Raw genomic sequence first — 15127 nt, 5'->3', positions numbered from 1 at the left:
CCCCCCCCCCCCCCCCCCCCCCCCCCCCCCCCCCCCCGCCCCCCCCCCCCCCCGGCGCCCCCCCCCCCCGCGTCCGATCGCGTGCGGTCTACCCGGGTCGGCGGGCACCGTCCCGGGGGAAGTCGGCTGCGTGGTGCCGCTCGGAGGAGATGCCGACCACGTTGCCGAACGGGTCGACGACGGCGGCGCTGACGATCGGCCCGTGCGGTGTGAGCGGGATGTACTCCTTCGCGCCCATCGCGGTGAGCCGCTCGAGCACGGCGTCGAGGTCGTCGACGTCCCAGTAGCCGACCGCGCCGCCGGTCTCCAGCGCCATGCCCGGAGGGGCGGAGGCGCGGGAGGCGATCGCCAGTGACGTCCCCTCGTCGATGCGGAACTTCGCGTAGCTGGGCCGTCCGCCCGGGCCGGGCCTGGTGAAGCCCGGCCCGGTACCCAGGAACTCCGTGTACCAGGCGACGGCCGCGGCTACGTCGTCGGCGAAGTAGGTCTGGTTGGCGAACCGGCGCAGGCTCACGACGTGCCCTCGCGGGGCGCGGGAAGCTGGTCCCCGGGCGCCCAGTCGGGAGCCGTCCAGCGGTGGAAGACCCGGGCCACCGAGTCGCGCGGGGTCTGCCACGTCTCGGGGTTGTACGGGCTGACGTAGGGAGCCAGGTCCTCCATGACCTTGGCGAATGCCGGCCGCATGGACTCGTGGTTCTGCCGCACGGCCGCCGCCTTGGCCCGGTCCTGCTCCAGGAGGTGCACGAACACGTCTTCCATGGAGTACAGCCAGCGGCCGGTGACGCCGGTCTCCGTGGGCAGGCCACCCGCGTCGGATGCGGCGAACACCCGGGCGATGTCCTCCTCGCTGCCCGGCCGCATCCGCTGGACGATGACGGTCATCTCCCGGTCGGGGGAGACCTCGCCCTCGGGCACCCAGCTGTAGAAGTGCTTCGCCACCGAGTGCGACGGGTTCTGCCAGTAGCTGGGGTAGGGCGTCACGTACGGTGCGATGGCCTCGGCGATCGCCTGGAACGCCGGCAGGCCGCGGCGCTGGCCGGAGACCTCCGGGTCCTCCTTGCGCTCGATGACGTGCAGGTAGAGGCCCTCGTAGGAGAGCAGGACCCGCCCGACGACGCCCATGTCCTGCGGCCGGGTGGTCCGGTCGTAGTAGGCGAACACCGGTCCCACCTTGTCCTCGCTGCCAGGCACCATCCGGCAGACGATGACGTTGCGGAACGGCCGCCACGTCGCCGAGTTCCAGCTGGCCGGCGACGTGGACGTGTTCGTGAACTCGACCGTGTCGTTCGCCCAGGGCGGTTCGGTGGGTGTCGTCGTCGCGTCGGCTGCAGGGTCGGCCGACGGGGTCGAGGGCGGCGTGGTCTGGGTCATCACGAGCCTCCTTGGAGAGGGGTGGGGGTGAACCGCAGCGGGAGCTCGAGCAGCCCGCGGAAGGCCGACGCCGCCGGCAGCCACTGCAGCTCCTCGACGGGGACGTCGAGGCGCAGGTCGGGCAGGCGGACGAGGATCCGCCGCAGCGCGGTCGTCGCCTCCAGCCGTGCCAGGGCTGTGCCCAGGCACTTGTGGATGCCGTGCCCGAAGGACAGGTGGTGCGTGGAGCCGCGGGAGAGGTCCAGCGCGTCGGCGTCCGGGACGAACTCCGGGTCGTGGTTGGCCGCGCTGAGCACGATCGTGACGATCGAGCCCGCGGGGACGGTCACGCCGCCGATCTCGAGGTCCTCGGTGGCGAACCGGAAGCTCGACACGGGGACCGAGCCGTCGAAGCGCAGCAGTTCCTCCACGGCGGCGGGCACCCGGTCGAGGTCGGCCAGGAGCTCGGCCAGCTCCTCGGGGTGGGTCAGCAGCGCCACCACGGCGTTGCCGAGGAAGTCCGAGGTGGTCTGGTAGCCGGCGAACAGCATCAGGAAGCAGGTGGACACCAGCTCCGCCTCCGACAGCCGGCCGTCCCCGTCGCGCGCGGCGATCAGCGCGCTCACGAGGTCCTCGCCGGGGTTCCGGCGCTTGCCGGCCACCAGGCCGGAGAAGTAGGCGTGCAGCCGCTCCTGCGCCTGCCCGATCGCCGCCCGGTCCTCCTGGGGGCTGCGCCCGCCGGTGCCCACCGTCCGGATGACCTGGGTGCCGGCGAGGATCTCCTCGTGGTCGGCCTCGGGGATGCCGAGCAGGTCCCCGATGACCGCCAGCGGCAGGCGCAGGGCGAACTCGTCGACGAACTCGGTGCTCCCGCGCGGCGCCATCCGGTCCAGCAGGTCCTCGACGATCTCCTCGATCCGCGGGCGCATGGCCTCGATGCGCCGCGGCGTGAACGCCTGGGTCACCAGGCGGCGCAGGCGGGTGTGCTCCGGCGGGTCGGAGTTGAGCATGTTGGTGTTGATCTGCCGGGCCTTCTCGCCGAACACCGCGAGGTAGGTGTCCCCGGCCCGGTACAGGTCCTTGGACAGGCGCGGGTCCGACAACGCCTGACGGGCGTCGTCGTAGCGCGTGACCAGGAACGAGTCGAAGCGCGGCGTCCGGACCTTGACCACCGGCCGCTCGGCGCGCAGCCGGGCGTAGACCGGGTAGGGGTGGGCGCGGAACTCCGGCGTGTAGATCTCCCCGCCGGGGACCACGTCGTCCGGTGGCGCCGCGGGGGTCGGTTGCGCGGTCTGGGTCATGCTGTCTCCTGACGTGGGTGGGAGGTCACCGGGCGAACACGCCGGCCAGGTGGTCGAGCAGCGGGGTCTCCTGCACCGGGCGGCTGCGGAATCCGACGTGGCCGTCGGGACGCACCAGGTAGACCGCCGTCCCGGCGCCCGCCACGCCGTAGGCGGCGGCGAAGGCGCGGTCGGCGTCGCGGACGACCGGCAGGTCGACCAGCAGGGGCACCGGGAGGTCCGGGTCGGCGACCAGGTATGCCTCGACCTCTCCGCGGCTCTGCTGGCGCACGCCCACGGCCAGCTTCTCCAGCGCCAGCACCTGCTCCTCCGACGCGCCCGGATCGGCGTACAGCAGCAGCGTCGAGCGGGTACCGCGCGTCAGGTCGAACAGCCGCAGCGGGTGCGCCACGCCGAAGCGCCGGAGACCCTGCACGTCTGGCGCCCGGTGCCCGGGCTCCGGCCCGGCCGGGAGGGTCTCCCCGCCCGGTGTCTGGCCGACCAGCGGACTGCCGGCGTAGTTCATGGTCATCTGCATCTCGAGCAGGAACTGCGCCTTCTCGTCCTCCATGTCCATCTCGTCGGTGAACGCGATGGACACGGCCCGGTCGACGATCATCTTGCCGGCGGGACGACGTTCGGCCTCGTAGCTGTCGAGCAGTCCGGGAGCGGCCAGCCCGCGGACGGCGAGGGCGAGCTTCCAGCCCAGGTTCCAGGCGTCCTGGATCCCGGTGTTCATGCCCTGCCCGCCGGCCGGCGGGTGCAGGTGCGCCGCGTCGCCGGCGACGAACACCCGCCCCTCGCGGTAGCGGTCGACGATCCCGTGCTTGATCCGGAAGATCGACGACCACCGGAGGTTGCTCGCCGTCGTCCCGGCCGGGCCCAGGTCGTCGATCGCGGCCTGCACGTCAGCCAGCGTCGGCGGCTCGTACTCCTGCCAGAACCCGGCCGGCACCACGCCGGAGCCGACGGCCTCCTGCCACCGCTGCGGGGCGAGGGTCGCGATCCGGTAGCGGTTGCGGCCCTTGAGCGGGACGCACACCAGCATCCCGGTGAACTCGTCGTCCTCGATGCGCACGAAGCGCACCAGGTGGCCGGCCGGCAGGTCCCAGTCGACGTCGACGTCGCCGAGCATGAAGAGCTGCGGGAACATCGACAGCCCGCCCTCGAAGGCGAGCCCGAGACCGGACCGGACGGCGCTGTGCGCGCCGTCGCAGCCGACCAGGTACTGCGCCCGGGTGGTCTCCACCGCGCCCGAGGCGTGCTGCAGCCGTGCGGTGACGCCCCCGTCGTCCTGGGTGAAGGCCACCAGTTCCACCCCGCGCTCGACGAGCACGCCGGAGGCTCCCAACCGAGCCTCGAGGATCCGCTCGGTGTCGTACTGCGGCAGCCCCAGGTGCGCGTAGGGCAGCTCGTCGAGGCCGGCCCAGTCGACCTGGTGGGTCTGCTCGCCGTTGACGAACACCGTCTGGCCGTGCAGCCAGATCCCGGCGTCCATCGCCTCGGTGACGATGCCCTGGTCCTCCCAGATCTCCATCGTCCGGCAGTGGATGCCGATCGCCTTGTCCGCCTGGGTCGAGGCCAGGGGACGCTTGTCCACGACGCGGACCGCGACCCCGCGGCGGGCCAGCTCGATGGCGTGCGTCAGGCCGGCCGGCCCGGCGCCGACGACCAGCACCTCCACCGCGCGACCGGAGGGGACCGGGGCGCCGTCGAGGTCGGCGGCGGCCCACGGCTGCGCCGCCGCGGCGACGTGCCCGTCGTCGGGCTTCTCGACGAACTCCTGCACGCTGGCGCTGGGCACCGTGCGCGGGAGCTCCGCGGGAGCCGGGACCGGCCCGGTGTCCGCCGTCTCCGGTGCCGGGGGCACGGCCGCGGGGACGTCCCCGGTGGCTGGCGACGGCGGCAGCGGCCGGGCGCGCAACGCGAAGACCCTGCGCTCCTCACCGCGCGTCAGCCACCGGCCCAGCGGCCCGCCGGCCCAGTTCGCCGGCTCCGCGGTCCAGTCGGTGAAGTGCTGCTCGGAGTCCCACTCGGCGACGACGTGGTAGCGCCGCCCGTCGGTCTCGCGCAGCAGCTCCTCGCGGGCGTGGCCGGGAGCGCTGCGAGCGAGCTGCGCGGCGGCGAGGTAGGCGAGCTCGAAGGCCTCCTGCTCCCACGGCTCGACGACGACGGCGGAGTCGACGCGCACCCGCTCGACCTCGACGTCCCCGCCGGGCGAGACCAGCAGCGGGAAGTCCGCGTCGTCGTCGGCCCGCCGGCGGATCTCGAGCACCTCACGCCGGAACTCGACCGAGTGCCAGCGGGCCAGCGGGGCGCCGGCCACCATGTGCGAGGGGTCCTCGACCCACTGCACGAAGTCGTCCTCGGACTCCCACTCCGCGAAGATGTGGTAGCGCAGGCCGCTCGCGTCGCGCAGCAGCTCCTCGCGCACGTACCCGCGGGAGTCCCCGATCCGCTCGGTGACCGTGGTGTAGGCGCGCTCGAAGGCCACCTGCTCGCCCGGCTTGACGCTGGTGGAGAAGTCGATGCGCACCGGCCGGGGCCGCTCGGCCTCCACCGTCGCCAGCACGGTGAAGGTCGAGCGGGTGGCGTCGTCGCGCAGGTCGCGCAACGCCTCGGTGAGCGTCTCCCGGGCGGCGCTGCGGCCGAAGCCGTCCACCGACGTCCGGTCGGTCCAGTCGCTGACGATGGCGAACCAGCGCGGGTCGGCCTCGTCGCGCATCAGCTCCTGGCGCAGGTTGCCCGGCACCCGGCTGATCTCGGCCGCCGCCCGGTGCCAGGCCGCCTCGAACGCCGCCTCGCAGCCCTCCCGCGCCCGCATCCGCAGCAGAGTCCGCACGCCGGCCCGGTCCCCCCGTGCGCCCACAGGTGCCGTCATGCCGGGTCCTGCGCCGGGCGGCTCGCGCCCGGGACGACGGCGAGCACCTCGTAGGTGTTCCGGGCGGCGTCCTCGCGCAGGTCGCGCAGCGCCTCGGTGAGCGTCTCGCGGGCGGCGCTGCGGCCGAAGCCGTCCACGGCGGCGCGGTCGGTCCAGTCGCTGGTGATGAGGAACGTCCGCGGGTCATCGGCGTCCCGGACCAGCTCCTGGCGCAGGTTGCCCGGCACCCGGCTGATCTCGGCCGCCGCCCGGTGCCAGGCCGCCTCGAACGCCGCCTCGCAGCCCTCGCGGGTGCGCATCCGCAGGATCGTCCGGACGCCGGCCCGGGGGACCCCGCCGGTTGCCTCCGCGGCCGTCATGGCGTCGCTCCCTCGGGTCGGCGCAGCACCAGGCTGCTGTTGAAGCCACCGGTGCCGCGGGCGAGGACCACCACGGTGGACAGGTCCTGCACCCGGCTGCTGGTGACCAGGTCGACCCCGGGGGCGTCGACCGGGTCGTCGAGGTGGGCGGTCCCGGGGACGATCCCGTCGCGCATCGCCAGCAGGGCGGTGGCCACGGCCAGCGCCGAGCCGCCGGCCATGAGCCGGCCGGTCCACGACGACGGCGCCGACACCGGCACCGGCGTCGCGCGGTCGCCGAACACCGCCGCGATCGCGTCGAGCTCGAGCCGGTCGAGCTCGGGCACACCGGCGCCGTCGGCGAGGACGAGGTCCACCTCGTCGGGGGTGACGCCGGCGTCGGCCAGCGACAGCCGGATCGCCCGCGCGTACTGGACGGCGTCGGGGGCCGGGTCCTCGTGGTGGTGGGCATCGTGGGTGGCGGCGTAGCCGGCGACCTCGCCCCACACCCGGCGGACGCCGCGGGCGCGGGCCGCCCCCGGCTCCTCGAGCAGCAGGATCGCCCCGCCCTCGCCGATCACGTGGCCGTTGGCCCGCCGGTCGAAGGGCTTGTAGGCGTCCTCGGGCCGCTGCGCGGTCGACAGCCGCCCGCCGGTGGCCTGGCACAGCAGCGCGTACGGGCACAGCCCGGCCTCGGTGCCGCCGACCAGCACCGCCGGGGTGCCGCGCCGCACCACCCGGCGGGCCCAGCCGATGCTGTCCAGCCCGCCGGCACCCTCGGTGACGACGACGCCGGAGGGGCCCTTGAACCCGTCGCGGATGGACACCTGGCCGGTGCTGGCCGCGTAGAACCAGGCGATCGACTGGTAGGCGCCCACCGACCTGGGTCCCTTGGCCCACAGCCCCTGGATCTCGTGCTGGCTGAACTCGTTGCCGCCCGAGCCCGAGGCCAGGAACACCGACGTCGCGTACGCGTCCTCCGGCGCGGTGTACCCGGCGTCCTCGGCGGCCAGCGTCGCCGCAGCCAGGGACATCCAGGTCCACCGGTCGGTCTGCACCATCAGCTGCGGCGACACGTGGTCGGCGGGCACGAAGTCGCGCACCTGCCCGGCGAGGGTGATGCCGTAGCGCTCGGCGTCGAAGCCCTCGACCGGCCGGATGGCCGGTTCCCCGCGCACCAGCGACGCCCAGTGCTCCTCCACGCCGATGCCGGTGGGCGCGACGACGCCGATCCCGGTGACCAGCAGTCCGCTCACGACTCCCTCCGGGTGGGCGCGGCCAGCACGATCGCCGACTGGAACCCGCCGAAGCCGCTGCCGACCGAGAGGGCGACGTCGACCTTCTGCTCCCGCGCCACCTTCGGCACGTAGTCGAGGTCGCACTCGGGATCGGGCACCTCGTAGTTGGCCGTGGGCGGCAGGACACCGCGGCTGACCGCCAGCGCGGTGGCGGCGACCTCGATCGACCCGATGGCGCCCAGCGAGTGACCCACCATCGACTTGATCGAGCTCATCGCGACCCGGCCGGCCGCCGAGCCCAGGCTGCGCTTGACCGCCGCCGTCTCGTGCCGGTCGTTCTGCTTGGTCCCCGAGCCGTGCGCGTTGACGTAGCCGACCTCGTCCGGGTCGATCCGTCCCTGGTCGAGCGCGACGGTGATCGCCTCGGCCATCTCCAGCCCGTCGGGCTTGAGGCCGGTCATGTGGAAGGCGTTGCACCGGCTGGCGTAGCCGGTCACCTCGCAGTAGACCTCCGCGCCGCGCGCCCTCGCGTGCTCGAGCTCCTCGAGCACCAGCACCGCCGCGCCCTCGCCCATGACGAACCCGTTGCGGCGGGCGTCGAAGGGCTTGGAGGCGTGCTCGGGGTCGTCGTTGCTGTCGGTGGTGGCCCGGATCGTGTCGAAGCAGGCCATCGAGATCGGCGAGATCGGGGCGTCGCTGGCCCCGGCCAGCACGACGTCGGCGTCGCCGTCCTCCACCAGCTGGGCGCCGTACCCGATCGAGTCGATGCCCGACGTGCAGCCGGTGGACACCACCGTGGCCGGGCCGTGCGCGCCGAAGCGGACGGCCAGCTCGGTGGCGCCGCAGCTGGGCACCAGCGCGTGCATCAGGTACCGCGACGCATAGCGCGGGTCGACCTCCCACAGCCGGCCGGCGTCGCTGACCGACACGTACTCCTGCTCCAGCCGCATCGTCGCCCCGACGGCGCTGCCGAGGGTGACGCCGACCCGGTCGGGGTCGGGAGCGTCGTCGGCCCCGCCGACCCCGAACCGCAGCCCGCTGTCAGCGACCGCCTCGTCCGCGGCGACCATCGCCATCTGCACGAAGCGGTCGTTGCGGTGCACCTCCTGGGCGGTGAGGCCCTGCTTGCGGCCGTCGAAGTCCACCTCGGCGGCGACCTGCGAGCGGAAGCGCGCCGGGTCGAAGAACGAGATCCGCCGCGTCGCCGTCCGGCCGGCGGTGATCATGTCCCAGAAGCCCTCGCGGCCCATGGAGCCGGGCGCCACCACCCCGATGCCGGTGACGACGACGCGGCGCCTCCCGGTGGTCACCGCACGCCCGGGGCGGGCTCGGTGTCGACGTGCCCCAGGTCGGGCCGCGGTGCCAGCGGGCCGCACAGGAAGACGAACGTCGCCGTCGTCTCCGTGTCGTTGACGATCCGGTGACGGACGCCGATCGGGATGTGCACGGCGGACTCGGCGACCAGCCGCCGCGGCTCGCCGTCGAGGGTGACCAGGACGTCGCCGGCCTGGCAGTAGAGGAACTCCTCGGAGTAGGGGTGCCAGTGCTCGGTCACGACCTCGCCGGGCTCGAGGGTGAGCGTGCCCATGAACCCGGCGGTCGAGCCGACGCTGGCCGGGGAGAGCAGCACCCGGATGTCACCGCCGCGACGGCGGTTGGGCGGGGTGTCGGCCCGGTGGACGGTGGGGCCGCAGCGCGTCGGCGTGGCCGGCGCGTGCTGGATCGTGGTCATCTCTCTCCTCAGGTGGGCCGGCGGCCGGGGCGGCCGGCGGTTCGGGGGTCGGGCGGGTCAGGCGACCGGGGAGCCCGCGAACGCGGGCCCCGGGACGTCGGTGGGGACGGGGGCGCCGGGCCCTGCGGCCAGGTGGACCGGCAGGTCGGGGTGGACCTGGCGGACCAGGGGACCGAGCACCGGCTCGGCGCCGATCTCGACCGCCGACGTCGCCCCGAGGTCCACCAGCACCCGGGAGGTGGCCTCCCAGAGCACCGTGGCGGTGAGGTGGCGGCGCAGCGCCGCGGCGAGCCGGTCGGGGTCACGGGTCGGCTCGGCGTCGGCGTTGGGCACGACGGGCACGTCGGGGACCGACCAGTCGAGGTCGGCCAGCGCCGTCGCGAGGTGGGCGGCGACCTTCTGCACCAGCGGGCCGCCGCAGGGCGCCCGCCCGGGCAGCCGGACCAGGTCCAGCCCCGCCGCGCGGACCAGCTCACCGGCGTGGGTCAGCTCGCTGCGGCCGCCGGCCAGCACCGCACGCTCGGGGCCGTCGAGGGCGGCGAGGCACAGCGGCCCGTCCATCCCGGCGACCGCGATGGCCGAGCGGGCGACGGCCTCGGCGTCGTGCCCGAGGACCGCGGCCAGGCCGGCGGCCGACGGCCGCGGCGCCAGCCCGAGCAGCTCGGCACGCCAGTGCACCAGCTCGACCACCTGGTCGAGCTGCAGGGCACCGGCGGCCACGAGGGCGGCGTACTCGCCGACGCCGTGCCCGGCCACGACCACCGGGTCCAGGCCGCGGGCGGCCAGCGAGCGGAAGCCGGCGACCCCGGTGACGACCACCTCGAGGTGGGTGGCGACGGGGTCGGGTGCGGTCGCGGGGTCCCGCCACCAGGCGGCGACGTCGCGGCCGACGACGGCGTCGACCTCGGTCACGGTGGCGGCCGCCACCGGGTCGGCCAGCCACGGGTCGACCATCCCGGGCCGGGAGGCCTCCTCACCGGGGAGGAGGACGGCGGGACCCCGCGCGGCGCTCACCTCACCGCTCCGACCCCGGTGCGGCGGCCTCGACCTTGTCCTTGATGATGCCCATCTGGATCTTGCTGTTCGCGTCGATCCGGCGGGTCATCCCCTCGGTGTCGATGGGCGCCTCGGGCCGCATCCGGAAGTCCTGCACCCAGCGCATCCGGGTGCCGCTGCCCTCCGGCGCGTAAGTCCAGTGGATGTCCATGAACTCGAACGGGCCGGGCTCGACCCGGCGGGCGCGGACCTCGCGCGCGGCGGGGTCGAGGGTCCGCTCGGACACCCAGCTCCAGGTCCGCCCGGACTCGTCCGGGTGCATGGTGAGCCGGAAGCGGAACCAGGTGTCGGTCTGCTCCAGGATCTCCACCGAGCGGTACTCGGTGAACAGGTCCGGCCAGGACGCCAGGTCGTTGGTCATCGCCCACACGTGGTCGATGTCGGCGTCGATCAGGATCGAGTTGTCGGTGTGGCCGACGGTCGCGGTCTGCGGGCTGTCGGTGCTGGTCATGCGGAGCGCTCCTCGGATCGGTGGAGGACGGGACGGCCCCTTCGCAGGGCCCCGGCGCGAGCGTGCGAGTGCTGGGGGCGAGGGGGTCCTTCTTCTAGGCCGGCTGGGCCTGCCCGGCGCGGACGGCCTCGACGATCTCGCCGAACGTGTAGCGGTCGGCGCTGTCGTCGGGCAGCTCGGTGCCGAAGCGGTCCTGCAGGGCGGTCTGCAGGGACAGGAAGGCCAGGGAGTCCAGGCCCACGTCGGCGAAGCGGGCGTCGGGGTCGGTGGTGTGCGCCGACGGCGGCAGCCCCGCCTTCTCGGTGAGCAGCTGCATGAGGTCGGTCTGGTCGAAGGCGGTCATCGCGGTGTCCTCCTCGGGACGGTGGTGCGGACGGGACGCCGGGACGGCGGGCTCGCCGTCCGGGACGAGGTGCAGCGGGCCGCGGAGGGCGGCCGGCAGGGCCGGCTCCGGGCACGCCGCGATGAGCGCCGCGCGGGCCACCAGGTCGGGCAGCCGGCGGTCGAGGAACTGGACGTCGTGCCGGTCGGCGCGCACGTCGGGGTCGCGCAGCATGGCGCGGTGCAGGGCGGTGGTGGTGTGGACGCCGGGGCCCTCGACGCGCAGCTCGGCCAGCGCCCGGTCCATCCGCCGGATCGCCTGCTCGCGGTCGGGCGCCCAGACGACGAGCTTGCCGAGCAGCGAGTCGTAGTGCGGGCTGATGGTGTCGCCCTGGCGGTAGCCGGTGTCGAAGCGCGTCCACGGGCCGTCGGGGACCCGCAGCACGTCGAGCCGGCCGGGTGCGGGGGCGAACCCGCGGGCGGGGTCCTCGGCGTTGATCCGGCACTCGATGGCCGCCCCGCGGACGACGACGTCCTCCTGCCGCAGCCGCAGCGGCTCGCCGCCGGCGACCAGCAGCTGCTCGCGGACCAGGTCGATACCGGTCAGCAGCTCGGTGACCGGGTGCTCGACCTGGATGCGCGCGTTCATCTCCATGAAGTACGCGCGCCCGGCGTCGTCGACGAGGAACTCGACGGTCCCCGCGCCGGCGTAGCCGACCGACAGCGCGCCGCGGACGGCCATCTCGCCGAGCTCGGCCCGCTGCGCAGGGGAGAGGTGCCCGGCCGGGCCCTCCTCCAGCAGCTTCTGGTGCCGGCGCTGCAGCGAGCAGTCGCGCTCGCCCAGGTAGATGCCGGAGCCGTGGGCGTCGCAGAGGACCTGCACCTCCACGTGCCGGGCGCCGGAGAGGTAGCGCTCGACGTAGACGGTGGGGTCGCGGAACACCGCGCGGGCCACCGTCTGGGTGGTGGTGAACGCCTCGGCGAAGTCCTCCGGCCCGCGGACGACGGTCATCCCGCGCCCGCCGCCGCCGGCCGCGGCCTTGATGATCACCGGGTAGCCGATCTCGGCGGCGATCCGCTGACCCTCCTCGGCCGTGCGGACCGGGTCGACCACGCCGGGCAGCAGCGGCAACCCGGCGTCGGCCATGAGCCGGCGCGCCGTCGCCTTGTTGCCCATGAGCTGCATGACCTCGGGCGGCGGGCCGACGAAGGTCAGTCCCTCGGCGTCGCAGATCTCGGCGAAGTCGGGGTCCTCGGAGAGGAAGCCGTAGCCGGGGTGGACGGCGTCCGCGCCGCTGCGCAGCGCCGCCTCCACGAGGTTGGGCACGTGCAGGTAGCTCGCCCGCGGTGCCGGCGGCCCGATGTGCACCGCCTCGTCGGCCATCTCCACGACCGCGGAGTCGCGGTCGGCCGTCGAGTGCACCGCCACGACCTCGATGCCGAGCTCCCGGCAGGCGCGGGCGACCCGGACGGCGATCTCGCCGCGGTTGGCGATGAGCAGCCGGCCGATCACCGCGGACTCCCGGGCGGGCGCAGCAGCAGCAGGACCTGGTCGTACTCGACGGACTCCGCGTCGCCGACCCGGACCTCGGCGACCACGCCCGCGGAGTCGGCCACGATCGGGTTCATCAGCTTCATCGCCTCGACGATCCCGAGCGTCTGGCCGCTCTCCACCTCGTCGCCGACCCGCACGAACGGCTCGGCGCCGGGGGAGGGCGCGGCGTAGAAGGTGCCGACCAGCGGCGCGCGGACGGCGACCGCGCCCTCGGGGACCTCCGGCGCGGCGGCGGGCTCGGCCTCCGGGGCCACCGCCTGCAGGGCACCGGCCGCCGGGGCGGGGGCCGGCGCGGGCGGGCCGACGACGACGTCGGCGGCCCACTCGACCTCCACCGACCGGTCCCCGCTGCGCACCGTCAGCCGCCGCAGCGGCCCGGGCAGCGCGCGGGCGAGGTCGAGGACCTCCTCCTGCAGCGAGCGTGCGGCCTCGTCCCGGTCCTCCGCGCTGTCGGCGCCGGGGCGCGGGGACAGCTCAGCCGGCCGCACGGTCGTCCCCTCCCGTGGGCACCGGCACGACGCGCAGTGGTCGGGCCTCGTCCCCGCCGATCCGCGAGAGCCGCCGGGTGCGCAGCGCCAGGAGCGTCGCGACGTCGAGGCGGCACAGCTCGTCGAGGTCGGCGACCAGGGCCGCGCGGACCCGCCGGGCCGCGTCGAGGGGGTCGGCGTGCGCCCCGCCCGGCGGCTCGGTCACCACCGAGGTCGCGATGCCGCTGGCGCACAGGTGAGGGGCGCCCAGCCGCATGGCACGGGCGGCGGTGGGTGCGGCCGACGCCGTCCGCCAGAGGATCGCCGCGCAGCCCTCGGGGCTGATGACCGAGAGGTAGGCGTTCTCCAGGACCAGCAGCCGGTCGGAGGTGCACAGGGCGAGGGCCCCGCCGCTGCCCCCCTCGCCGGTCAGCACGGAGACCACCGGGACGCGCAGCCGGCTGCTGCGCATGATCGTCTCGGCGATGGCGTGCGACTGGCCGCGCTCCTCGGCCGCGGGGCCGGGGTGGGCGCCGGGGGTGTCGACCAGCGTGACCACCGGCAGGCCCGAGGACTCGGCGTGCGCCATGAGCCGCATCGCCTTGCGGTAGCCCTCGGGGTGCGGCATGCCGAAGTTGCGGGCCACGCGCTCGCGGACCGAGTGGCCCTTCTCGTGGCCGATCACCACCACCGGGCGCCCGTCGAGCGAGGCGACGCCGCCGACGATCGCGGGGTCGTCGGCGAACGTGCGGTCGCCGTGCAGCTCGACGAAGTCGTCGAAGGCGGTGGCGAGGTAGTCCAGCGTGGTCGGCCGGCCGGCGACCCGCGCCCGCTGGACGACGTCCCAGGCGTCGGCGTCGCGCGCCGCGGGGCCGGGGTCGGCGGGCGCGGGCTCGGTGACCTCCGTCCGGGTGACGGCGGTGCCGGAGCGGGGGAGGACCGGGCGGCCGTGCAGGTCGAGCAGGCGGACCAGCAGCGGGCGCAGCTCGGCTCGGCTCTCGACCCGGTCGACCAGCCCGTGGGCCAGCAGGAACTCCGCCGTCTGGAAGTCGCTGGGCAGCTCGGCGCGGATCGTCTCCTGCACCACCCGGGGGCCGGCGAACCCGACGTGCGCGCCCCGCTCGCCGACCAGGACGGCGGCCAGCGTGGCGAAGGACGCCGACACCCCGCCGTAGGTGGGGTCGGTGAGCACGCAGACCGACAGCAGCCCCGACTCGCGCAGCTGGGCGAAGGCCTGGCTGACCCGCGCCATCTGGAACAGCGAGAAGACGCCCTCCTGCATGCGTGCGCCGCCGCTGGCGCAGACGACGACCAGGGGCAGCCGGCGCTCCACCGCGAGGTCCGCGGCCGCGCTCACGCGGCGGCCCACCTCGATGCCCATGCTGCCGCCGAGGAACCCGAAGTCCATCGCGGCGAGGACCACCTCGGTGCCGCCGATGCGGGCGGTGCCGGCGACGACGGCCTCGGACTCACCCGAGCTGGCGGCGGCCTCGAGCAGCCGGTCGCGGTAGTCGCGCAGGTCGCTGAACGACAGCGGGTCGGGCGGTCCCGGGGGGCAGGTCTGCTCGTCGAAGGTGCCCGGGTCGGCCAGCAGCCCGATGCGCTCGCGGGCGCCCAGGCGCAGGTGGTGGTCGCACTCCGGGCAGACCGACAGGTTGCGCTCCAGCCGCTTGCGGTACAGCAGCCAGCCGCAGCTGGGGCAGCTGACCCAGTCGGCCGAGCCGGCCGCCGACGTCGGGCGCCGGGTCGGCGTGGTCGCGGTCACGACCGCTCCGCCGACCACTCGTAGAAGCGGCGCGCCATCGCGTCCTGGGGCGAGCGCCAGCCCGGGTCGTAGGCGTTGATGTAGGGCCGCAGCTCCTCGCTCACCGAGCGGAAGGACGGCAGCGACTGCGCCACCCGCATCGCCTCGGCCGGCGGGCGGTCGAACTCGATGAGGTGGACGTAGAGCTCGTGGAAGGTGAACAGGGACCGGTGCCGCACACCGATCTCCTGGGGCATGGACGTCGCGTCGGAGCGGGCGAAGACGTCGGCGACGCGGTCCGCGTCCCCCGGGTTCATCCTCGCGATGATCATGGTCTGGTGCACGGGCTCTCCAGCGTCGCTGCGGGGCCGGCCGGGAGCGGGCGGGCCGGGGACGGATGCCCGAGGACGTTAGGGCGGGGGACCCGCCCGGGACACCGGCCAGCGGTCGGATCCTGCAGGGTCGCCCGGGGGTGGAGGGGGCCGGTCACCAGGGAGGACGCCCCCGGAGGGGTCGCGCACCCCCGGGTGCAGCACCCCAGGCGGGGACGGTCCCGCCTCGGGGAGCCCCTCACTCCATACCTGGGTATGAATCGGTCCCCCGTTCCCGCACGGTGGGGACACGGACGGTGGCGGAGGGTCGCGCGCCATCTCTACTGTCCGTCTCAGGTATGGGGGCGCAGGGCGCCGGACCTGAGCGGAGCAGACGCATGGG

Annotated in this window: 14 protein-coding genes; all 14 read right to left on the bottom strand. The window is 75.0% G+C overall.

What is annotated here, in order from left to right:
* Positions 1-88 precede the first annotated feature (88 nt).
* A complete protein-coding gene (locus tag ACI78U_RS19655) occupies positions 89-514 on the bottom strand; it encodes a VOC family protein (protein ID WP_456877076.1) in 426 nt (141 codons plus the stop codon).
* The gene (locus ACI78U_RS19650) at positions 511-1371 is read right to left on the bottom strand and encodes a TcmI family type II polyketide cyclase (protein ID WP_456877075.1); all 861 of its coding nucleotides are present in this window, start codon (positions 1369-1371) and stop codon (positions 511-513) included. The genes ACI78U_RS19655 and ACI78U_RS19650 overlap by 4 nt, the downstream gene beginning before the upstream one ends.
* Complete coding sequence (locus ACI78U_RS19645; RefSeq protein WP_456877074.1) at positions 1371-2651, bottom strand: cytochrome P450 family protein; 1281 nt, start codon at positions 2649-2651, stop codon at positions 1371-1373. The genes ACI78U_RS19650 and ACI78U_RS19645 overlap by 1 nt, the downstream gene beginning before the upstream one ends.
* Before the next feature lie 25 nt (positions 2652-2676).
* Positions 2677-5511 carry an FAD-dependent monooxygenase gene (locus ACI78U_RS19640; protein WP_456877073.1) on the bottom strand — a complete coding sequence of 945 codons (2835 nt, stop codon included), beginning with the start codon at positions 5509-5511 and terminating at the stop codon, positions 2677-2679.
* A complete protein-coding gene (locus ACI78U_RS19635) occupies positions 5508-5870 on the bottom strand; it encodes an antibiotic biosynthesis monooxygenase family protein (RefSeq protein WP_456877072.1) in 363 nt (120 codons plus the stop codon). Before ACI78U_RS19635 ends, ACI78U_RS19640 begins: the two co-directional genes overlap by 4 nt.
* On the bottom strand, positions 5867-7105 hold the full coding sequence (locus ACI78U_RS19630; RefSeq protein WP_456877071.1) for a beta-ketoacyl synthase N-terminal-like domain-containing protein: 1239 nt from the start codon (positions 7103-7105) through the stop codon (positions 5867-5869). Before ACI78U_RS19630 ends, ACI78U_RS19635 begins: the two co-directional genes overlap by 4 nt.
* The gene (locus tag ACI78U_RS19625) at positions 7102-8397 is read right to left on the bottom strand and encodes a beta-ketoacyl-[acyl-carrier-protein] synthase family protein (RefSeq protein WP_456877070.1); all 1296 of its coding nucleotides are present in this window, start codon (positions 8395-8397) and stop codon (positions 7102-7104) included. Before ACI78U_RS19625 ends, ACI78U_RS19630 begins: the two co-directional genes overlap by 4 nt.
* Positions 8394-8819, bottom strand: coding sequence for a cupin domain-containing protein (locus ACI78U_RS19620; RefSeq protein ID WP_456877069.1), 426 nt, complete (start codon positions 8817-8819; stop codon positions 8394-8396). The genes ACI78U_RS19625 and ACI78U_RS19620 overlap by 4 nt, the downstream gene beginning before the upstream one ends.
* 57 nt (positions 8820-8876) lie before the next feature.
* A complete protein-coding gene (locus tag ACI78U_RS19615; RefSeq protein ID WP_456877068.1) occupies positions 8877-9833 on the bottom strand; it encodes an ACP S-malonyltransferase in 957 nt (318 codons plus the stop codon).
* A gap of 1 nt (position 9834) precedes the next feature.
* Positions 9835-10326, bottom strand: a complete 492-nt coding sequence (locus ACI78U_RS19610; protein WP_456877067.1) for an SRPBCC family protein — start codon at positions 10324-10326, stop codon at positions 9835-9837.
* Positions 10327-10420: 94 nt separating this feature from the next.
* On the bottom strand, positions 10421-12160 hold the full coding sequence (locus ACI78U_RS19605; RefSeq protein ID WP_456877066.1) for an acetyl-CoA carboxylase biotin carboxylase subunit: 1740 nt from the start codon (positions 12158-12160) through the stop codon (positions 10421-10423).
* Complete coding sequence (gene accB, locus ACI78U_RS19600; RefSeq protein ID WP_456877065.1) at positions 12157-12690, bottom strand: acetyl-CoA carboxylase biotin carboxyl carrier protein; 534 nt, start codon at positions 12688-12690, stop codon at positions 12157-12159. Before accB ends, ACI78U_RS19605 begins: the two co-directional genes overlap by 4 nt.
* Complete coding sequence (accA, locus tag ACI78U_RS19595) at positions 12677-14434, bottom strand: acetyl-CoA carboxylase carboxyl transferase subunit alpha (RefSeq protein ID WP_456877064.1); 1758 nt, start codon at positions 14432-14434, stop codon at positions 12677-12679. The genes accB and accA overlap by 14 nt, the downstream gene beginning before the upstream one ends.
* Entirely contained in the window at positions 14431-14757 is a 327-nt protein-coding gene (locus tag ACI78U_RS19590; RefSeq protein WP_456877063.1) for a TcmI family type II polyketide cyclase, read from the bottom strand. Before ACI78U_RS19590 ends, accA begins: the two co-directional genes overlap by 4 nt.
* Between the last annotated feature and the right edge of the window lie 370 nt (positions 14758-15127).

It is taken from the genome of Geodermatophilus sp. SYSU D00710 (assembly GCF_054050195.1).
Note: the sequence above shows the minus strand (reverse complement) of the source record. Positions and strands in the feature narration are given on the sequence as shown.